The sequence below is a fragment of the Streptomyces sp. NBC_00872 genome, assembly GCF_045161915.1.
In the GTDB taxonomy this organism is placed as follows: Bacteria; Actinomycetota; Actinomycetes; order Streptomycetales; family Streptomycetaceae; genus Streptomyces.
The window spans coordinates 2,116,428-2,134,899 of sequence record NZ_CP108806.1 but is presented as its reverse complement, the minus strand read 5'-3'; the positions used below and the strand labels follow the sequence as shown (position 1 = coordinate 2,134,899).

Annotated in this window: 14 protein-coding genes; 8 read left to right on the top strand and 6 right to left on the bottom strand. The window is 71.2% G+C overall.

Annotated elements, in window-relative coordinates; all coding sequences use genetic code 11:
• Window positions 1-312: 312 nt before the first annotated feature.
• Window positions 313-729, bottom strand: a complete 417-nt coding sequence (locus OG214_RS09180; protein WP_405984459.1) for a VOC family protein — start codon at window positions 727-729, stop codon at window positions 313-315.
• Between the two features lie 321 nt (window positions 730-1,050).
• On the opposite strand from OG214_RS09180, the gene OG214_RS09175 reads away from it, so the two are divergent.
• Both OG214_RS09175 and OG214_RS09170 read left to right on the top strand, forming a co-directional pair.
• Window positions 1,051-1,611, top strand: coding sequence for a nucleoside/nucleotide kinase family protein (locus OG214_RS09175; RefSeq protein ID WP_363082285.1), 561 nt, complete (start codon window positions 1,051-1,053; stop codon window positions 1,609-1,611).
• Window positions 1,612-1,655: 44 nt separating this feature from the next.
• Window positions 1,656-2,624 carry a hypothetical protein gene (locus tag OG214_RS09170; RefSeq protein WP_363082284.1) on the top strand — a complete coding sequence of 323 codons (969 nt, stop codon included), beginning with the start codon at window positions 1,656-1,658 and terminating at the stop codon, window positions 2,622-2,624.
• A 143-nt stretch (window positions 2,625-2,767) separates the two neighbouring features.
• Here the strand turns inward: OG214_RS09170 and treZ are convergent, their stop codons facing one another.
• Both treZ and OG214_RS09160 read right to left on the bottom strand, forming a co-directional pair.
• On the bottom strand, window positions 2,768-4,531 hold the full coding sequence (treZ, locus tag OG214_RS09165) for a malto-oligosyltrehalose trehalohydrolase (RefSeq protein ID WP_405984458.1): 1,764 nt from the start codon (window positions 4,529-4,531) through the stop codon (window positions 2,768-2,770).
• 331 nt (window positions 4,532-4,862) lie between these two features.
• A complete protein-coding gene (locus OG214_RS09160) occupies window positions 4,863-5,933 on the bottom strand; it encodes a lytic polysaccharide monooxygenase (protein WP_405984457.1) in 1,071 nt (356 codons plus the stop codon).
• 229 nt (window positions 5,934-6,162) lie between these two features.
• Here OG214_RS09160 and OG214_RS09155 point away from each other — a divergent pair, with 229 nt between their 5' ends.
• Window positions 6,163-6,711: an FHA domain-containing protein gene (locus OG214_RS09155; protein ID WP_405984456.1), complete on the top strand. Its 549-nt coding sequence runs from the start codon at window positions 6,163-6,165 to the stop codon at window positions 6,709-6,711.
• A 204-nt stretch (window positions 6,712-6,915) separates the two neighbouring features.
• Here OG214_RS09155 and treY read toward each other — a convergent pair whose 3' ends face one another.
• Together treY and glgX are read right to left on the bottom strand one after the other, a co-directional pair.
• Complete coding sequence (gene treY, locus OG214_RS09150) at window positions 6,916-9,315, bottom strand: malto-oligosyltrehalose synthase (protein WP_405984455.1); 2,400 nt, start codon at window positions 9,313-9,315, stop codon at window positions 6,916-6,918.
• 186 nt (window positions 9,316-9,501) lie between these two features.
• Window positions 9,502-11,622, bottom strand: coding sequence for a glycogen debranching protein GlgX (glgX, locus tag OG214_RS09145; protein WP_363082283.1), 2,121 nt, complete (start codon window positions 11,620-11,622; stop codon window positions 9,502-9,504).
• A 421-nt stretch (window positions 11,623-12,043) separates the two neighbouring features.
• Between glgX and OG214_RS09140 the strand changes: the two genes are divergently transcribed.
• Together OG214_RS09140 and OG214_RS09135 are read left to right on the top strand one after the other, a co-directional pair.
• A complete protein-coding gene (locus OG214_RS09140) occupies window positions 12,044-13,276 on the top strand; it encodes an SAV2148 family HEPN domain-containing protein (RefSeq protein ID WP_365901820.1) in 1,233 nt (410 codons plus the stop codon).
• A 216-nt stretch (window positions 13,277-13,492) separates the two neighbouring features.
• The gene (locus OG214_RS09135) at window positions 13,493-14,206 is read left to right on the top strand and encodes a 3'-5' exonuclease (RefSeq protein WP_405984454.1); all 714 of its coding nucleotides are present in this window, start codon (window positions 13,493-13,495) and stop codon (window positions 14,204-14,206) included.
• Window positions 14,207-14,267: 61 nt separating this feature from the next.
• Here the strand turns inward: OG214_RS09135 and OG214_RS09130 are convergent, their stop codons facing one another.
• On the bottom strand, window positions 14,268-15,131 hold the full coding sequence (locus OG214_RS09130; protein WP_405984453.1) for a phosphotransferase enzyme family protein: 864 nt from the start codon (window positions 15,129-15,131) through the stop codon (window positions 14,268-14,270).
• Between the two features lie 153 nt (window positions 15,132-15,284).
• On the opposite strand from OG214_RS09130, the gene OG214_RS09125 reads away from it, so the two are divergent.
• Genes OG214_RS09125 through OG214_RS09115 form a run of 3 tightly spaced genes read left to right on the top strand, consistent with a single transcriptional unit; the run spans window position 15,285 to window position 18,411 of the window.
• A complete protein-coding gene (locus tag OG214_RS09125) occupies window positions 15,285-16,253 on the top strand; it encodes a carbohydrate ABC transporter permease (protein ID WP_405984452.1) in 969 nt (322 codons plus the stop codon).
• Window positions 16,250-17,089 (top strand): carbohydrate ABC transporter permease, encoded by an 840-nt coding sequence (locus OG214_RS09120; protein WP_405984451.1) that lies wholly within the window; start codon window positions 16,250-16,252, stop codon window positions 17,087-17,089. Before OG214_RS09125 ends, OG214_RS09120 begins: the two co-directional genes overlap by 4 nt.
• Complete coding sequence (locus tag OG214_RS09115) at window positions 17,089-18,411, top strand: ABC transporter substrate-binding protein (RefSeq protein ID WP_405984450.1); 1,323 nt, start codon at window positions 17,089-17,091, stop codon at window positions 18,409-18,411. The genes OG214_RS09120 and OG214_RS09115 overlap by 1 nt, the downstream gene beginning before the upstream one ends.
• Window positions 18,412-18,472: the final 61 nt, after the last annotated feature.

Below are 18,472 nucleotides of genomic sequence, written 5' to 3'. Positions count from 1 at the left end.
ACGGCTGGAGGAGCGGGGGCGGATGACGGTCGTCATGTCAGCGAACCACCAGGTGAACGGGGAGGGTTGTGCGAGACGCCGGCCGTCGGCCGCCGACCGCCCGGTCTCGCGGATGACCGTACCGGCGCGACGCGGCCCGGCACCACTCGGCCCGGCACTGCCGCACCGTCGGCGAGGCGGGGCCGGGTGGGACGGCGGGGTGCGCCGGGGCGGGGTGTTCACTCCACGATCGTTCATCTCGGCAGATCCCAGCAGATCTTCTGCCGCGGCGGCGGAGTTTTCGGAATTCCGGTCCGGCCGGTGGCCGCCGCTTCAGCCCGGCTGCCGGACGGAGCAGGTCTGGGCGGCCGGCTGGAGCAGGTCCCAGAGGTTGCCGTAGAGGTCCTCGAAGACCGCGACCGTGCCGTACGGCTCCTGGCGTGGCTCCCGCACGAAGCGGACTCCCGCGGCGCGCATGCGCGCGTGGTCGCGGGCGAAGTCCTCGGTGTAGAGGAAGAAACCGACCCGGCCGCCCGTCTGAACGCCGATGCTCGCCCGCTGGGCACTGTCCTTGGCGCGCCCCAGCAGCAGACCGGTGCCGTCGGAACCGGGCGGACGGACCACGACCCAGCGGGAGCCGTCGCCCCGGTCGGTGTCCTCGACCAGTTCGAAGCCGAGGGCGCCGGTGTAGAAGGCGATGGCCTTGTCATAGTCGTCCACGACGAGGGTGATGAGGGCGATGAAGGACATAAGCAGAAGTTATACGTATGACTGATGGCCGGGCAAGATGAAACAATGCCGGCCATGGATGCGCAGCAGATCGCCGAGCTGACCGCCCGCGCCCGCCGGCTCGCCGACCCGGGCCCGGGGCGTGGTGGCGTCCCCGTCCTCCCGGGCGACCCCCTCGCTGCCCTCGGCACCCCGGGCGCCGATCCCGCCGACCCTGCCGGTCCCACCGCCCCCGTCGACCCCGCTGATCCCGCAGCCCCCGCCGACCCCGCCGGTCGGCCCGCCCTCCCCGGCTCCTCCTCCACCGGCCCCGGCGGTCCGTGTCCTCCTGGACCCCGGCGCATCCTCGGAATCGCCGGGCCGCCCGGCGCGGGGAAGTCCACCCTCGCCGCCGCGCTCGTCGACCGGCTCGGCGGGCTCGCCGTACTCGTCCCCATGGACGGATTCCATCTCGCCCAGGCCGAGCTGAACCGTCTCGGACGGGCCGGCCGCAAGGGGGCGCCCGACACCTTCGACGCCACCGGCTATGCCGCGCTGCTCGCGCGGCTGCGCGCCCCCGAGCCGGGCACCGTCGTCTACGCGCCCGCCTTCGACCGCTCCCTGGAGGAACCGGTGGCGGGCAGCATCGCCGTCGGGCCCGAGATCCCGCTCGTCATCACCGAAGGCAACTACCTGCTGCACGACGCCGGTCCCTGGGCCCCGGTCCGTGCGCTCCTCGACGAGGTGTGGTTCCTGGAGCTCGACCCCGCGATACGGGTCGCCCGTCTCGTGGACCGGCATGTGAGCTACGGGAAGGACCGGCCGTACGCGGAGCGCTGGGTCAGGGAGTCCGACGAGGCCAATGCCCGTCTCGTGGAGCGTGGCCGGGACCGCGCCGATCTCGTTGTCCCCCTCTCGGACTAGCATCGGAGATACGACGATCACCGGGCATGAGCGGAGGCGATGGAGTGGGGCTGTTCCGGCGGGGACCGAAGCGTGACAGTCGCGACACGACACCGAGGGACGCGGCCTTCCCCTTCTTCTCGGCCGACGAGGCCGCGCGCTTCCGCGGCCAGGTCCGGGAGGCCTTCGCCGAGCGAGGGCTGGAGGTCACGCTCTACGCGGACATGGTGAAGGACAGCGCCGGCCGCCAGTTCGGTCTGGGCAATCTCGCGGCCGTCTGCCACAACGACGACCGCGGCCCGCGCGTCTGGGGCACGCTGGTCCGGCGGCATGTCGGCATGGTGCTGCGCACCATGGACGCCCCCTCGGCCCTGGACACCCTGGCCCCGGAGCAGATCCGCGCCCAGCTCTATCCCCGGGTGATCAGCCAGGACGGCCTCGACCCGCAGACCTTCGGCTATGCGCGCTCCGTCGCCCCCGGGCTGTACGAGGTCCTCGCCCTCGACCTTCCCGAGAGCGTCATGATGCTCACCGACGACGCGCTGGAGCCGCTCGGTGAGACCAGGCAGCTGCGGGAGCGGGCCCTGCACAACCTCCGTGAGCTGCCGGTCGAGGGCCGCGAGACCGTCAAGGACTCCGACGGGACGCGGTTCGAGGTGGTGCTCGGCGACTCCTTCTACACAGCGAGCCGGGTGCTGGCCCTGGAGACGGTCGTGAAGCAGCTCACGGGCCGGCCGATCCCCCCGGAGGGCGCGCTGGTCGCGATGCCCTTCCGCCATCAGCTCGCCTTCCATGTCATCCGCGACAGCACCATGATCCCGTCGCTGAACGCCATGGCCTCCTTCGCCGCCTCCGGGTACGAGGACACACCGGGGGCGATCAGCCCGTACGTCTACTGGTGGCGGGGCGGCAAGCTCACCCAGCTCAGCGACGAGGACGAGGACGGCGAGGGACTGCGGATCGTGGTGGGCGAGGACTTCCAGGAACTGCTGGAACGCCTGGTGGAACAGGACCCACCGGACAGGGGCCAGTGATCATCAAAAATCCCGTCCGCCACAGGGCACTTGGCGCGCGGAGGTCCGGCGCGCGGCGCCCGTAAGGCCGGCATCCGGAAGCCCGGCGCCCGGCAGGTGAGCGTCCGGTACGCGCCCGCCGCCCCGCGCGTCGGCTCCGGCCGTCACCCTCCCGCCAGGATCACTCCCGACTCCGGCGGCAGACGCAGCACCCCGTTCCCGTCCGGCGGTCCGACCGGTTCCCAGGCGGCGAGCACCCGGCCGCCGCCGTGCTGGATCCTGGTGCCGCCCAGCGGGATCCGCACCGGTTCGGCGGAGAGATTCACCGCGATCCGCAGATCGCCCCTGCGGTACGCCAGCCAGCGCGCCTCCTCGTCGTACGCCACCTTCGTGGCGGCCAGATCCGGATCGGAGAGATCCGGCTGACCGTGGCGCAGGGCGATCAGCTCGCGGTACCAGGCCAGCAGCCGCGCGTGCGGCTCCTTCCCGGTCTCGGAGCGGTCCAGACAGGAGCGCTCCCGGGTCGCCGGGTCCTGGGGGTCGGGGATCTCCTCCGCCGCCCAGCCGTGCGACGCGAACTCCCGCCGCCGGCCCGTCCGTACGGCCTCGGCGAGCACCGGATCGGGGTGGTCGGTGAAGAACTGCCAGGGTGTGGAGGCACCCCACTCCTCGCCCATGAAGAGCATCGGCGTGCTCGGCGCGGTCAGGACGATCAGCGCGGCGCAGGCCAGCAGTCCGGGGGAGAGGGTGGCGGAGAGCCGGTCGCCGAGCGCCCGGTTGCCGATCTGGTCATGGGTCTGGGCATAACCGAGGAAGCGGTGCGCGGGCGTTCTCGTACGCTCGACCGGACGGCCATGGGTCCGGCCCCGGAAGCTCGAATACGTGCCGTCGTGGAAGAAGACCCGGGTGAGGGTCTTGGCGAGCGCGGCGAGCGGCTCACGGGCGAAGTCGGCGTAGTAGCCCTGGGACTCACCGGTGAGCGTGGTGTGCAGGGCGTGGTGGAAGTCGTCGTTCCACTGGGCGTGCACACCGAGGCCGCCCTCCGCGCGCGGAGTGGTGGTACGGGGATCGCCGAGATCGGACTCGGCGATCAGGAAGAGCGGCCGGCCCAGATCGGCGGAGAGCGCGTCCACGGCCGTCGACAGCTCTTCGAGGAAGGTCAGCGCCCGATGGTCGGCGAGGGCGTGCACGGCGTCGAGCCGCAGCCCGTCGAGCCGGAAGTCCCGCAGCCAGGCAAGCGCGCTGCCCAGGAGATACGCCCGTACCTCGTCGGAACCGGGGGCGTCGAGATTGACCGCGGCGCCCCAGGGCGTGTGATGGGTGTCGGTGAAGTACGGGCCGAAGCGCGGCAGATGGTTGCCGGACGGACCGAGATGGTTGTGCACCACGTCCAGTACGACACCGAGGTCCAGTCCGTGCGCCCTGTCGACAAAGCGCTTGAGCGCCTCGGGACCGCCGTACGGCTCGTGGACCGCCCAGAGCGACACCCCCTCGTACCCCCAGCCGTGGGTCCCGGGGAACGGGCACACCGGCATCAGCTCGACATGGGTGATCCCCAGCTCGGCCAGTGGCGCCAGCTGGTCCGCCGCCGCGTCGAGGGTGCCCTCGCGGGTGAACGTGCCGATGTGCAGCTCGTACAGGACCGCGCCCGGCAGCTCGCGGCCCCGCCACGGGGTGCGCCACTCGTACGCGGCCTGGTCGACGACGGCGCTGGTGCCGTCGGGTCCGTCCGGCTGGCGGCGGGAGCGGGGATCGGGGAGTACGGGGCCGCCGTCGAGCGCGAAGCCGTACCGCGTGCCGTCGGCGGCGGGCGCCTCGGCGGTCCACCAGCCGTCCCGCTCCGGGTCCCGGCCCATGGGCAGCTCGGTGTCCTCCAGCCGGAGTACGGCCCGCTCCCTCGCCAGTGGTGCCCACACCTCGAACTGCACGAGCGCTTCCCCCTCGTCGTCGGGCCCGCCGGCCCGGCCCTTCGGCGGGCCTTGTCCCCGCCCTGTTCCAGGCCCCTTCGGCTTGTCCCTCTCATGGTCGCAAGAGAGACGGCCCCGGGCCCGGTGATCGGGGCGAATCGGGTGGAGGAGCGGTGGAGCCCCGGTGGAGACGGCAGGGCTGAGGCCGGAGAGGCCCGGCCCGCCGCTCCGGGTGAGGTGGGGAGCGGCGGGCCGGGCCGGTGCGGGTGCCGACGGGGGGCGAGCCCTCGTCAGGGGCGTATGGGCCCCGCTCACGGGATCACGGAACGGATCACGGGCCGGGGACCGGGGATCAGTGGACCGAACAGGGCGCCGTGGCGGCGGTGTCCGGCGGTCCTCCGGAGGCGACATAGCTGAAGGTCGTGGTGGCGCCCGCCGCCAGCGAGCCGTTCCAGTCGGTGTTGTGGACCATGACCTCCTGTCCTCCGTAGGTGGCGGTGCCGTTCCAGAGGCTGTCGACGCGCTGGCCGGTGGGCAGGGCGAACTCGACCATCCAGCCGAGGATCGGGTTGGCGCCGGTGTTCTTCACCGTGATCTCGGCCTGGTAGCCGCCGGACCAGGAGTTGGTGGTCCTGCGGGTCGCGGTGCAGACGGCCGTGGGGTCGGTGGGCGGGTCGGTCGGGGGTGTGGTGCCGGGTTCGCCGACGCCGGTCACCTCGCCGTTGCCACCGTCGAAGACCACGTCGGAGCAGCTGTAGAAGGTCTCGTTGCTGTCGGAGCGCTGCCAGACCATATAGATGACATGACGGCCGGTCTTGCCGCCGGGCAGGGTGCCGCTCCACTTGTACGCGCCGTTCACGGTGCCGACGGTGCCGGTGACCGCCGGGTGGTCGACGGTCAGGAACGGCTGCGACTCCAGATCGTCCCAGGTGAAGGTCCTGGCGGGGTCGAAGCCGTCCTTGGTGACATAGACGTAGAACCAACCGGGGTGCGCCGCCCAGGCGTTGTACGAGAAGTCGAGCCGCGCGCCGGAGGTGAGATGGGTGAGCGGCCAGTCGTTCCTGGCCTGGTTGAAGCCGGAGAACGTGGTGTTGCCGCCGCTGCAGAGCTGACCGTCGGGGATGAATCCCTTCGTCCGGCCGGCGCCGTCGGAGCGCAGTACGGAGAACCAGTTGTAGAGCGGGGTCGTACCGCTCTCCGCCACGGCGGCCTTGCAGGCGGGGTTGACGGGCTTGATCTCACCGGTGCTGGTGAGCCCGTCCCGCCAGCACATGAAGGTGCGGCTGGCGGGCTGCATGGGGGTGCCGTGGGCGGTCGAGGTCCCGCTGCCGCCGACGATCAGCAGAAGGGCGGGAAGGACGGCGAGCAGGGCGAGCAGTACAACTCTGCGCGGGGGTGACAACCACAGTGGGGGGCGAGTCATCGCACAAGTCCCTTCGGCGTGATCATGACAAGCGAATGAGTGACTGGGAGCGCTCCCAATTCGGAACGTAGCGCCGGTGGGCCACTCTGTAAACGCCTTGCGACGGGAATTTCCGGGCGTCGGGGCGGGAGCGCCGCCCGTAACGGGCGTAACGACGCGCGTAACGGTGGGCCGCGGTGCGCCCGTTCCGTCTGGACACCTCAGGGCCGTCCGGCGGACAATCACACGTGTGACGTCCTCCTTCGAGTTCCACACGTATCCCGCGCGGCTCTCCGACGCCGAGCGCGACCGTGTTCTCGCGGTGCTCAGGGAAGGCGCGGCGCAGGGCATGCTGTCGCACGACACCTTTCTGCGCCGGATGGATCTCGCGCTGGCCGCGCGGCGGTCGGACGAGCTGAAGGTGCTCACCGCGGATCTGGAGACCGAAAGCCCTTGGTCACGGCGGCTGTTCGGCGCGGTGAGCCGGGTGTCCGCGTTCTCCGTACGGCTGCGCAGGGCCTGGCAGGCGGAGCGGCTGCCGAAGTTGCTGCTGCCGCAGCCGGGTCCGTATCCGCTCCGTATCGGCCGCGATCCGATGAACGGACTGAGGCTCAGCCATGACACGGTCTCGCGGATGCACGCCGAACTGAGCATGCAGGGCGGGGCGTGGGTGCTGCGCGATCTGGGCTCGACGAACGGCACGACCGTCAACGGACGGCGCGTGACCGTGACGGCGGTCGTCCACGACGGGGACCTGGTGAGCTTCGGGCAGATGAGCTTCCGGCTGGCCACGGACTGAGCCCGGTTCGGTACGGGGCTCGGTTCCGTACGGAGCGCGGTTCGGTACGGAGCCCGGTTCAGCACGGGGCTCGGTCCCGTACGGGGCTCGGCCCCGCCGGGGCGCCCGTCCCGGCCCATGAGGAGCCGGCTTCCGGCGATCACTCGACGCTCACCGGGCGCGGGCCGGTCAACCGGGCACCGCCGCACGCCACTTCGCGAGCCGTCAGACCTGTCGGCTCAGCAGTGCGACCGGGCGGTCCGCGAACAGCACCGCCAGATCGACCGGGCCGCCGCCCTCGAACTCCCGTCCGGGCGAGGCGAGCAGATCCGTCCAGCGGCCCTCCGGCAGCGTCAGTTCCGTACCGGCCCAGCCCCCCGCCTCCGTCAGCCCGAGCGGCAGCCGGGTGACGGCCGTGACCACCTGGCCCGACCGGCAGAAGGCCAGACAGTGGGCCGCCCCCGGGCCGGTCGCGAGCAGCGGGGCATAGGTGCCCGACTCACCGAAGACCGCGGGCCGCTCGCGCCGCAGCCGGAGCGCGGCCGTCGTGACCACCGTCTTCTCGTCGGGCGGCCCGGTCCTGAACGGCGCCCGGTTGTCCGGATCCACCAGCGCCACATACTCACGCTCCGTGCCCTGGTAGAGATCGGGCACCCCCGGCATGGTGAGATGCACCAGCGCCGCGCCCAGAGCACCGGCCCGTACATACGGATCGAGCGCCCGCCGGAACTCCGCGACCGTCTTGCGCGCGGGACCGGCGGGACCCGCCTCGGCAAAGGCCGCCACCGCCTGCTCATAGAGCGGATCGGGCTCCGTCCAACTCGTGTGCAGTCCCGCCTCCCGTACGGACTTCAGCAGCGCGGGCACCATCCGCGAGCCCGAGGGCACCATCCGCGAGTCGTCGGGAAGGCTCGCGCCGCCTTCCAGGGGCGGGGTGAAGCCGACCGCCGTCTGCCACGCCTGCCAGGCCAGCTGCGGATCGGGCGCCGCCACCCCCGTCTCGCCCGTGACCCGCTCCAGCAGCGCCGACCAGCGCCGTGGGCACTGGGACAGGACGGCGATCCCGGCCCGTACGTCCGCGCTGCGCTTGGTGTCGTGCGTGGTCAGCACGGTGCCGGTGGTGGGCCAGTCACGCGCGAGACGCGCGCAGTACGCGTGGAACCGCTCCGGGCTCACCGCCGGGTGTCCCGGATCGCCGCCGACCTCGTTCGCCGAGATCAGCGGCACATAGCGGTAGAACGCCGTGTCCTCGACGGACTTGGCGCGCAGCGCGGACGAGGTCTGGGCGAAGCGCGCGCAGAACGCCGTGTGGTCCGGGCCCGTACCGAGCCTGCCGAGCGCCAGCTCCCGCACCACGTCCACGGCGGCCGCCTCCCGCTCCACAGCGAACGCGGCCTTCGCCCGGCGGACCGCCTCCTCGGGGACCGCCGCCTCGGCCGCTTCCGGACAGGGGCCGCCCGCCGTCGTGTAGGGGCGGTAGACGGGGACCCGTACGAGCAGTTCCTGAACGGCCGTACGCAGCGCCCAGGGGGCATGGTCGCGCAGCGCGGGATCGGCGGCGCAGATCCGCAGCGCCGTACGGACCAGGAAGGAGGTCTCGGCGGCCAGTTCATGGATGACCACCTTGTAGGCGGCCCGCCGGACCGTTCCCTCCCAGTAGCCGCCCCGGTCGCCGACCGGGCCCGCGACATCGCGGTAGTGCCGCTCCAGCGCGGCGGCGCCCGCCGGGTCCGTGAAGAGCCCGTCGACATGGCGCAGCGCGTCATAGCCGGTGGTGCCGGCGACCGGCCAGCCGGCGGGCAGCACCTCGTCGTCGGCGAGGATCTTCTCCACCACGGTCCAGCAGCTCCGGCCGGTCGCGCCCGTTGCCTCGCCCAGCCGGCGCAGATACTCCTCCGGGTCGGCGAGCCCGTCCGGGTGATCGATCCGCAGCCCCTCGACGACCCCGTCCCGTACCAGCTCAAGGATCTTGGCATGGGTGGCGGCGAACACCTCGGGGTCCTCGACCCGTACGCCGATCAGCTCGGAGATGGTGAAGAAGCGCCGGTAGTTGAGTTCGGTACGGGCCAGCCGCCACCAGGCGAGCCGGTAGTGCTGCGCGTCCAGCAGCTCGGGCAGCGGGAGATGCCCGGTGCCGGGCGCGAGCGGGTAGCGCGCGTCGCCGTGGCGCAGCTCGCCGTCCTCGACGCGCAGCGCGCCCAGCTCGTCCCCGACGGGGGACGGCAGGACCGGCAGCAGCAGCTTGCCGTCGCCCGCGTCCCAGTCGATGTCGAACCAGCGGGCGTACGGCGAGTCCCGGCCCTCGCGCAGCACCTCCCACAGGGCCCGGTTGTGGCCGGGCGCGGCGGCCATGTGGTTGGGCACGATGTCGAGGACCAGCCCGAGTCCGTGCTCCCGGGCGGTACGGGCCAGCCGGCGCAGCCCCTCCTCACCGCCCAGCTCGGCCCGTACGGCGGAGTGGTCGACGACGTCGTAGCCGTGGGCCGAGCCCGGCACGGCCTCCAGCACCGGCGACAGATGAATGTGCGACACCCCGAGCGCGGCGAGATAGGGCACCGCCCTCTCCGCCGCCGAGAAGGGGAAGTCCGGCTGGAGCTGGAGCCGGTAGGTCGCGGTGGGTGTCATACGATCGTACGTACCCAGCTCGGCCGCTTCTGTGTCATCGATGTCCCCGGTCCCCGCGTACTCCTGGACCGCGCCGCACGGTGCCGGCGCCGCGCCCGGCCCCGCGCGGCCAAGGCCCCCGAGGGCCGGAGCCCGCGCCCGGCCCCGCGAAGGCCCCCGAGGGCCGGAGCCCGCGCGGGCCCGGATCTACGCGGGGCGCATCAGTACCGTCATGCTGCGGCCGATCATGGTGATCCGGTCGCCCCCGTCCACCTTCTCCCCCTGCCCCGGGACCACCCCCTCCGGGCGGGCCGTGTCCACCATGAGCTGCCAGTGTCTGCCATGGTTCAGCGGCACCACGAACTCCAGCTTGTCGGCGCTCGCGTTGAACATCAGCAGGAACGAGTCGTCCGAGATCCGCTCGCCGCGCGGCCCCGGCTCGGAGATGGCGTTCCCGTTCAGAAAGACCGTCATGGCCTGCGCGTGCGCCGCCGTCCAGTCCTGCTGCTTCATCTCCTCGCCCTCCGGGGTGAACCACGAGATGTCCGACAGATCGTCGTGGGTGCCCTCCACCGGCCGCCCGTGGAAGAAGCGCCGGCGCCGGAAGACCGGATGGTCACGGCGCAGCCACACCATCGCCTGGGTGAACTCCAGCATGCTGGTGTCGGTCTCCACGCCCGGCTCGGGCCAGCGGACCCAGGAGACCTCGTTGTCCTGGCAGTAAGCGTTGTTGTTGCCACCCTGCGTACGGGCGAACTCGTCGCCGTGACTGAGCATCGGAACGCCCTGGGAGAGCATCAGCGTGGCGATGAAGTTGCGCATCTGACGGTCGCGCAGCTCGATGATCCCCGGATCGTCGGTCTCGCCCTCCACCCCGCAGTTCCAGGACCGGTTGTGGCTCTCGCCGTCCCGGTTGGACTCGCCGTTGTCCTCGTTGTGCTTCTCGTTGTACGAGACGAGATCGCGCAGCGTGAAGCCGTCGTGGCAGGTGGTGAAGTTGATGGAGGCCAGCGGCCGGCGCCCGTCGTCCTGGTAGAGATCGGACGAGCCGGTCAGCCGGGAGGCGAACTCCGCCAGGGTCCTGGGCTCGCCCCGCCACAGGTCCCGCACGGTGTCACGGTACTTGCCGTTCCACTCCGTCCACAGCGGCGGGAAGTTCCCCACCTGGTAGCCGCCCTCGCCCACGTCCCAGGGCTCGGCGATCAGCTTCACCTGGCTGACCACCGGGTCCTGCTGCACCAGATCGAAGAACGACGACAGCCGGTCGACCTCGTGGAACTGGCGGGCCAGTGTCGCCGCCAGATCGAAGCGGAAGCCGTCGACATGCATCTCCGTCACCCAGTACCGCAGCGAGTCCATGATCAGCTGGAGGACATGGGGACTGCGCATCAGCAGCGAGTTCCCGGTGCCCGTGGTGTCCGTGTAGTACCGGGGATTCTCGGCGAGCCGGTAGTACTGGGCGTTGTCCAGCCCCCGGAAGGAGAGCGTCGGACCGAGGTGGTTGCCCTCCGCCGTATGGTTGTAGACGACATCGAGGATGACCTCGATCCCGGCGCGGTGCAGTGCCCGTACGGCCTGTTTGAACTCCAGGACCTGCTCGCCCCGGTCGCCCCACGAGGCGTAGGCGTTGTGCGGGGCGAAGAAACCGATCGTGTTGTAACCCCAGTAATTGCCGAGGCCCGAGTCCACCAGCCGGTGGTCGTTGACGAACTGGTGCACCGGCATCAGCTCCAGCGCGGTGACGCCCAGCTCCGTGAGGTGCTCGATCACCGCCGGATGGGCCAGTCCCGCGTAGGTGCCGCGCAACTCGTCGGGCAGCTCCGGATGGAGCATGGTCAGACCCTTCACATGGGCCTCGTAGAGCACCGTGCGGTGGTAGTCCGTACGCGGCAGCCGGTCGTCGCCCCAGTCGAAGTACGGATTGACCACGACCGAGGTCATCGTGTGCGGCGCCGAGTCCATGTCATTGCGCGAGTCCGGCTTGCCGAAGTGGTAGCCGTACACCGACTCGCCCCACTCGATACTCCCGCTGATCGCACGCGCGTACGGATCGAGCAGTAGTTTGGCGGAGTTGCAGCGGTGCCCGCGCTCCGGTTCGTACGGCCCGTGGACCCGGAAGCCATAGCGCTGACCGGGCATGATGCCGGGCAGATAGGCATGCCGTACGAAGGCGTCCGTCTCGCGCAGTTCCACCGCCGTTTCCGAACCGTCGTCGTGCAGCAGGCACAACTCGATTCTGTGGGCGGCCTCTGAGTAGACCGCGAAGTTGGTCCCGGCGCCGTCGTACGTGGCGCCGAGGGGATACGTCTGTCCCGGCCAGACCTGCATAGACAAGACTCTTCCACTTCTGATCCGGGTGCTGCGGGCCCAGGGCGTGTGCGGAAGTCCCGCCGGCCCTGCTTCCGTGGCACGCCCTAGAGCCAGATCTTCCCCGAAAGACGCCGCTCGACCTAGGAACTCGATGGGTTCTTGCCGCTGGGTCAGGCCGGGGTCAACTTCACGTTTCCCGCCGTCGCTCCGACCTGGCCGTCGTCCCGGACGCCCCTCAGGAGGCATGACGTCCCATCGGGTCCGGTCACGGAATGGCTCCAACCACTATGAATCCGCTCACTCCGGCCGAAGTCGGCCCCGGGAACGCTTGTCACGAATAAGGGAGTTGAGAAAGGAGCCTGTGCATCGGGCTGCACCGCCTCCGGTCGGCGGAGTACCCTTCCTTGATCGTTGAAGGGGGAGAAAAGGCGGTGCGCGGGTGAGCTCGGGAGGGTTGGAGCTGCCCCCCGGTGACGCAGGTCACGCGGGGGACTCCGGCGACATTCCGCCCGGAGCGGTCTCCCTCGCGCGGCCGATGGAGATCGGGGCGGAGCTGGACTGGGGGCCGGACGCCTGGAGCGAGGTCCGTACGCGCGCCCAGCGAGCGGGACGTGCGTATATCTGGCTGAATCTGGTGGAACAGCGGCTGCGCGCGGTCGTCGCGGCGGTGCTGCGGCCCATCTACGAGCCGGTGCACGGCGAGGAGTGGGTGGTCGCCGCCGCCGGTCCCGCCGGGCAGGAGTGGGTGCAGCGCGCCGTCGCCGTACGGGAGGTCTCGCGGCGCAAGGGCTATCTGCTCGACCCGGCCGACGACAATGTCCTGAGCTTTCTCACGCTTCCGCAGCTCCGGGAGCTGATGGTCCAGCACTGGCCCGGATTCGAACCGTATTTCGACGACCGCCGCGATGTGGAGCTCGCCCTCGACGAACTGGAGGTCGCGCGGAATGTCGTGTCCCGCAACCGCGCGCTCTCCGAGACGGTCCTCGCCCAGGCGGAGCGGGCCTCCGCCCGGCTGCTGGAGATCCTGGGCGGCGGCAGCGGGGTGCCGTCGGCGGCCCGGCTGCGGGTCGACGCCATGGAGGATCTGGTCGGCGACCGGTACGCGGACGTGGTCTCCGTCCACCCCGACCGGGTCAGACTGCAACGGCAGATCCCGGCGGAGGATCTCTTCGGCGGCGCCCGGCGTGTCGACGCCATCGGGATCGGACTGAACCTCCTCGTCCAGAACTTCTCGGGGCGGCGGCTGATCCGGCTCGCCGAGTCGGGCTGCCGGATACGGCTGGTCTTCCTCAACCCGGCGAGCAGCGCGGTCAAGCGCCGGGAGCGCGAGCTGGGGCTCAGGAAGGGCGAACTGAGCCGTTCGGTGGAGATGAACATCCTTCATATGCGCCGGGTGCGCTCCAAGCTGCGCGACCCGGGCGCCTTCGAGATCCATGTCTTCGACGAGACCCCGCGCTTCACCGCGTATCTGGTCGACGGCGACGGCTCCGACGGACTCGCCGTCGTCCAGTCCTATCTGCGCCGGGCACGCGGTATGGAGGCGCCGGTCCTGGTGCTGCGGGGCGGCGGGCGTGACGTCGTCCGTTCGGGACAGGAGACGGAACACGGTCTCTTCCAGACCTATCGCGAGGAGTTCGAGTCGGTCTGGACGGACTCCCGTCCGGTCTCCTGAAGCCCGTGGCACGGCCGGCCGCCGGTGGGCGGTCCAGGCGTTGTCAGTGGCGCGTGGCAGGGTGAATGTCCTGCGGGGGAGCACCAACGGGGGAAGCTCCGGCGCACCATGAGGGAGGGCCACGATGACTTGGCATGGGGTACGGCCGGCGGGTTCCGGCCCGGGGACGAGGGGCACGGGGCCCACGGCGGTCCACGGCGGGGCGGGGGCCGGGCGATGAGCTGGCTCAGCGGGCCGCTGGTGGCCTTCGATCTGGAGACCACGGGCACGGACGTGGAGACCGACCGCATCGTCACGGCGGCGCTCGTACGGCTCGAACCGGACGGGAGCGTCTCACGGGAGCGGACCTGGCTCATCGACCCCGGTGTGGTCGTGCCCGAGCAGGCGTCGGCGATCCACGGCATCTCGACGGACCACGCGCGCCGGCACGGGGTGCCGGCCCCCGCCGCGATCGAGGAGATCACCGAGGCCGTCGCCGAGGTGCTGCGTCCGGGGACGCCCCTGGTGGTGATGAACGCGCGGTACGACCTGTCGCTCCTGGACCGCGAGTGCCGGCGGTACGGGGTGGAGTCGGTCGGCGAGCGGCTGGGCGAGGTGCCGTCACCGGTCATCGATCCCCTGGTGATAGACAAGCACGTCGACAAGTACCGCAAGGGCAAGCGAGCCCTTCAGGCGCTGTGCGCGTACTACGGGGTGCCGCTGGACGACGCGCACGACGCGCGGGCGGACGCGGTGGCCGCGGCCCGGGTGGTGCGGCGCATGGGCGAGAAGCACCAGCCCGTCGGGCTGCTGCCACCGGCGGAGCTGCATGCCCTTCAAGTCGGCGCGGCGGCCGAGCAGTCGGCCTCCTTGCAGGCCTATCTGCGGCGCACCGCCAATCCGGCGGCGGTCGTAGAGCAGGCCTGGCCGGTCATCCCCCGGAGCCGCTGAGGCTGCCATCGGCGGTCCGAGCGGCCTGGGCGGTCCGAGCGGCCCGGGTCCCGGCGGTCCGTCAGAACGGGTACCAGCGGACCTCGGGGTCGTCCTCGCGCAGGGAGGCGACCCTGCGGCGGAACTCCGCCAGGGCCTTGGGGTTGGTCGGGGCGTGCTGGGCCACCCAGGCGCAGCTCGCCGTCTCGCGGGCGCCGCGCAGGACCGGACAGCCCGGCCAGTCACGGACGTCCCAGCCGTAGGCCTCGGTGAAGGCCCCGTACGCCTCGGCGGACAGGCCGTACCGGTCGCGGGAGAGGGCCATCACCACCAGATCGTGTTCACGGAAGTCCGTGGAGAAGGTCTCCAGATCGACCAGGACCGGCCCTTCGGGACCCACATGGACATTGCGCGGCAGCGCGTCGCCGTGGATCGGGCCCGGTGGCAGCTCCGGGGTGAGCGTGGCCGAGGCCTCGGCGAAGCCGTCCCGGCGCTCGCGCAGATAGCCGGCGTCGGCGGGGTCGATCGCGTCGCCCGCGATCCGCAGCCAGCGTTCGACACCGTCGAGCAGATCCCGGCGGGGGAGCGCGAAGGAGGGCGCGGGCAGTGCGTGGACGAGTCTGAGCAGGGAGGCCAGATCGCCGGGGCCGGCGGTCCGCACGGCGGCGGGCAGCCGGTGCCAGAGGGTCACCGGATGACCGTCCACCGACCGGGGGCGCGGCTCGACGGCGCGTACGGCCGGGATGCCGCACTCCACGAGCCAGGAGGCGATGGCGACTTCACGCCGTGCGCGCTCCAGCAGCTCGGGGTGGTCCTCGGCGCTCCGTCCGACCTTGACGATCAGCTCCCCGGTCCCGAACACCGCGTTCTCCCCCAGGGAGAGCAGCTCAGCGGTGTCCGGCAGTCCCGTCGCGGCCAGGATCTCCCGCGCGCGTGCCTCGTCCATCGTTCGCCCACTCACTCGTACTTCCGGCCGATCGGTCCGCGTAAGTCTCGCATCCGTGCCGGCCGTCTTGACGGGTGGAGACACCCGTCAGCACGATGACAAGGGCCGCCGGGGCGGCTGTACCCCCACAGGCCGCCCGAAGGAGTTGAATCCGTGACATCGGCGACCGCGGTGGAGCGGTCCGGAGAGGACCGGGCCCCCGGGGGACGGTCCGGCAAGGAGCGGTCCCCGGGCGGACGGGCGGGCGGACCGCTGGACCACGGTGCCTGGTTCCTGGTGCTGCCCGCGCTGATCCCGATCCTGGTGCTGAGCGTCGGACCGCTGCTGTACGGCATCGCGCTCGCCTTCACCGACGCGCAGTCCGGCCGTACCGAGCCCACCGAGTGGATCGGCACGCTGAACTTCCAGGACCTGCTCCACGACACCCTGTTCTGGGACTCGTTCGGGATCGGTCTGCTGTGGGCGGTCGGGGTGACCGTGCCGCAGTTCGCGCTCGCGCTCGGTCTCGCCCTGCTGCTCAACCAGAATCTCCGCTTCCGCTGGCTGGCCCGCGCCCTGGCGGTCATTCCCTGGGCGATGCCCGAGGTGGTCGTCGGCATCATGTGGCGGCTCCTCTACAACGCCGACGCCGGAATCCTCAACGAGACCTTCCGGGATCTCGGCCTCGGTGAGGGGCGGGACTGGCTGACCGGGCTCGCCACCGCCCTGCCCGCGGTGATCGTCGTCGGTATCTGGGCCGGTATGCCGCAGACGACGGTCGCCCTGCTGGCCGGCCTCCAGAACACCCCGCGCGAACTGCACGAGGCCGCCGCGCTGGACGGCGCGGGGGCCTGGCGCCGGTTCCGTACCGTCACCTGGCCCGCGCTCCGGCCGGTCGCGCTGGCCATCACGGCGCTCAATCTCATCTGGAACTTCAACTCCTTCGCGCTGGTCTATGTGCTGACCAACGGCGGACCAGGCGGGCGCACCCGGCTGCCCATGCTCTTCGCCTACGAAGAGGCCTTCCGCTACGGCCAGTTCGGCTACGCCGCCGCCATGGGGTGCGTGATGGTGGCCGTGATCGCGGTGATCCTGGCACTCCAGCTCGCGGGACGGCTCCGACAGGGGGAGGACGAGCGATGAGTCCGCGTACCAGCGGGTCCGTGCGCGCCGGACAGTATCTCGCGCTTCTCTGCTATCTCGTCTTTCTCGCCCTGCCGTTCCTCTGGCTGCTCTCCACGGCCTTCAAACCCGCCAGGGAGCTGGGCAGTCTCCACCCCACCTGGATCCCGCGCGATCCGACGCTCGGCAACTTCCGGCAGGCCTTCGAGGAGCAGCCGCTGCTGCGGGCGGCGGGCAACAGTCTGACCGCCGCGCTGGCCGCGGCCCTGATCGCCGTGGTCATCGCGACTCCCCTGGCCTATGTGATGGCCCGCCGGCGCGGCAGACTCGCGGCGGCGGCGACCGGCTGGGTGGTGATCAGCCAGGCGTTCCCCTTCGTCCTGGTGATCATTCCGCTCTTCCTGGTGCTCAAGAACCTCCGTCTGATCAACTCCCTGACCGGGCTGGTCATGGTGTACGCCGTATGGGCCCTGCCGTTCGCGCTCTGGATGCTGAGCGGCTATGTCCGGGCCCTGCCCGTCGAACTGGAGGAGGCGGCGGCCGTGGACGGCGCGGGCAGGCTCCGTACGCTGGTCTCGGTCACGGGACCGCTGCTGGCACCGGGCATCGTCGCCACGGCGCTCTTCGCCTTCATCACCGCGTGGAACGAGTTCTTCTTCGCGCTCGTCCTGCTCAAGTCCCCGGAGAAACAGACCCTGCCGGTGGTCCTCACCCACTTCCTGGGGGCGGAGGGCGTGGCCGATCTGGGGCCGCTGGCCGCCGCCGCGTTTCTCGCGACCCTGCCCTCGCTCGTCCTCTTCGCGGTCATCCAGCGGCGGATCACGGGCGGGATGCTCGCCGGGGCGGTGAAGAGCTGATGAGCCGTTCGCGCGGATGGCCGCGCATACGGAAGGCTCCGGTCGTGGCGGCCGTGCTCGCCCTGCTGCTCGGCGGCTGCTCCGGTGGCGGGGAGGGCGGCCAGGACGGTGGCCGGATCACCCTGCGCTTCCAGTCCCTGGCCTGGCAGGACGAGTCGGTCCAGGTCAACAAGGAGCTGGTGAACGAGTGGAACGCGGCCCATCCGGAGATCCGGGTCGAGTACGTCCAGGGGAGCTGGGACAGCGTCCATGACCAACTGCTCACCTCCTTCGAGGGCGGTGAGGCGCCGGACATCATCCATGACGCCTCCGACGATCTGGCCGACTTCGCGTACGGCGGCCGTCTCGCGGATCTCGGCCCCCTGCTGCCCGGCCGTCTCCGGCGGGACATCCCGGAGCGCGGCTGGGAGACGGCCACCTTCGGTGAGGGTGTGTACGGTGTGCCGTTCCTCCAGGAGCCGCGCGTCCTGATCGCGAACAGGAAGATCCTCGAAGCCTCCGGGGTGCGGATCCCGACGGCAGAAGAGCCGTGGAGCTGGCCGGAGTTCCGGCGGATCGCCGGCGAACTGACCGGGCGGATGGGGCCGGGGAAGTACGCGGTCGCCTGGCCGCTGAAGGATCCCGTCTCCGCCACGCTCAATCTGGGGCTCTCCGCGGGCGGACGGCTCTTCCACCGGGGCGCGGACGGCAAGGTGACGATCCGGTTCACCGACGGGGACGGAGTGGTCCCGGACACCATCCACGATCAGGTCAACAAGGACGGAAGCGCTTCCGCGGCCACTCTGGGGATGGGCGGATCGGACACCCTGCCCGGACTGTTCGGCGGCAAGTACGCGATGGTCCCGCTGGGCTTCTCGTACCGCCAGCAGATCATCCAGCAGGCGCCGGAGGGGTTCGAGTGGACCGTACTGCCCGCGCCCGCCGGTGACGGCGGGAGGCCGGTCCAGGGGGTGAGCCCGCAGACCCTCTCCGTGGCCGAGGACAGTCCGTACAAGAAGGAGGCGGTGCGGTTCATCGACTTCCTTCTGCGGCCGGAGAACATGGTGCGGCTCGCGAAGGGCGACTGGATGCTGCCGACCGGTACGCGGGCTCTCCAGGACCCGTCCCTGCGGGTCGCCGAGAACGGCTGGGCGACGGGGGCGGCGCTCGCGCGGGAACTGCGTCCGGCCCCCGCCCAGTCGGTGCGCGGCTATCCCGAGTGGAAGGACAAGGTGGCGACACCGGCGCTCCAGGAGTACTACAGCGGAGCGATCGACCGCGCCGAACTGGAGAAGCGGCTGGTCGAGGACGGCAACAGGGTGCTGGCCCGCTATCAGCGCTGACCGGCCGCCAGGGCCGACCGGCGGGTCCGTGACGCGGATATCGGATTGCACGAGACGTCTC

Excerpts from the sequence above, each read along its gene's own strand:
- OG214_RS09115 (WP_405984450.1), top strand. The coding sequence starts at position 17,089 with ATGAGCCGTTCGCGCGGATGGCCGCGCATACGGAAGGCTCCGGTCGTG.
- OG214_RS09160 (WP_405984457.1), bottom strand. The coding sequence starts at position 5,933 with ATGACTCGCCCCCCACTGTGGTTGTCACCCCCGCGCAGAGTTGTACTG.
- OG214_RS09180 (WP_405984459.1), bottom strand. The coding sequence starts at position 729 with ATGTCCTTCATCGCCCTCATCACCCTCGTCGTGGACGACTATGACAAG.
- OG214_RS09130 (WP_405984453.1), bottom strand. The coding sequence starts at position 15,131 with ATGGACGAGGCACGCGCGCGGGAGATCCTGGCCGCGACGGGACTGCCG.
- glgX (WP_363082283.1), bottom strand. The coding sequence starts at position 11,622 with ATGCAGGTCTGGCCGGGACAGACGTATCCCCTCGGCGCCACGTACGAC.
- OG214_RS09135 (WP_405984454.1), top strand. The coding sequence starts at position 13,493 with ATGAGCTGGCTCAGCGGGCCGCTGGTGGCCTTCGATCTGGAGACCACG.
- OG214_RS09120 (WP_405984451.1), top strand. The coding sequence starts at position 16,250 with ATGAGTCCGCGTACCAGCGGGTCCGTGCGCGCCGGACAGTATCTCGCG.
- treY (WP_405984455.1), bottom strand. The coding sequence starts at position 9,315 with ATGACACCCACCGCGACCTACCGGCTCCAGCTCCAGCCGGACTTCCCC.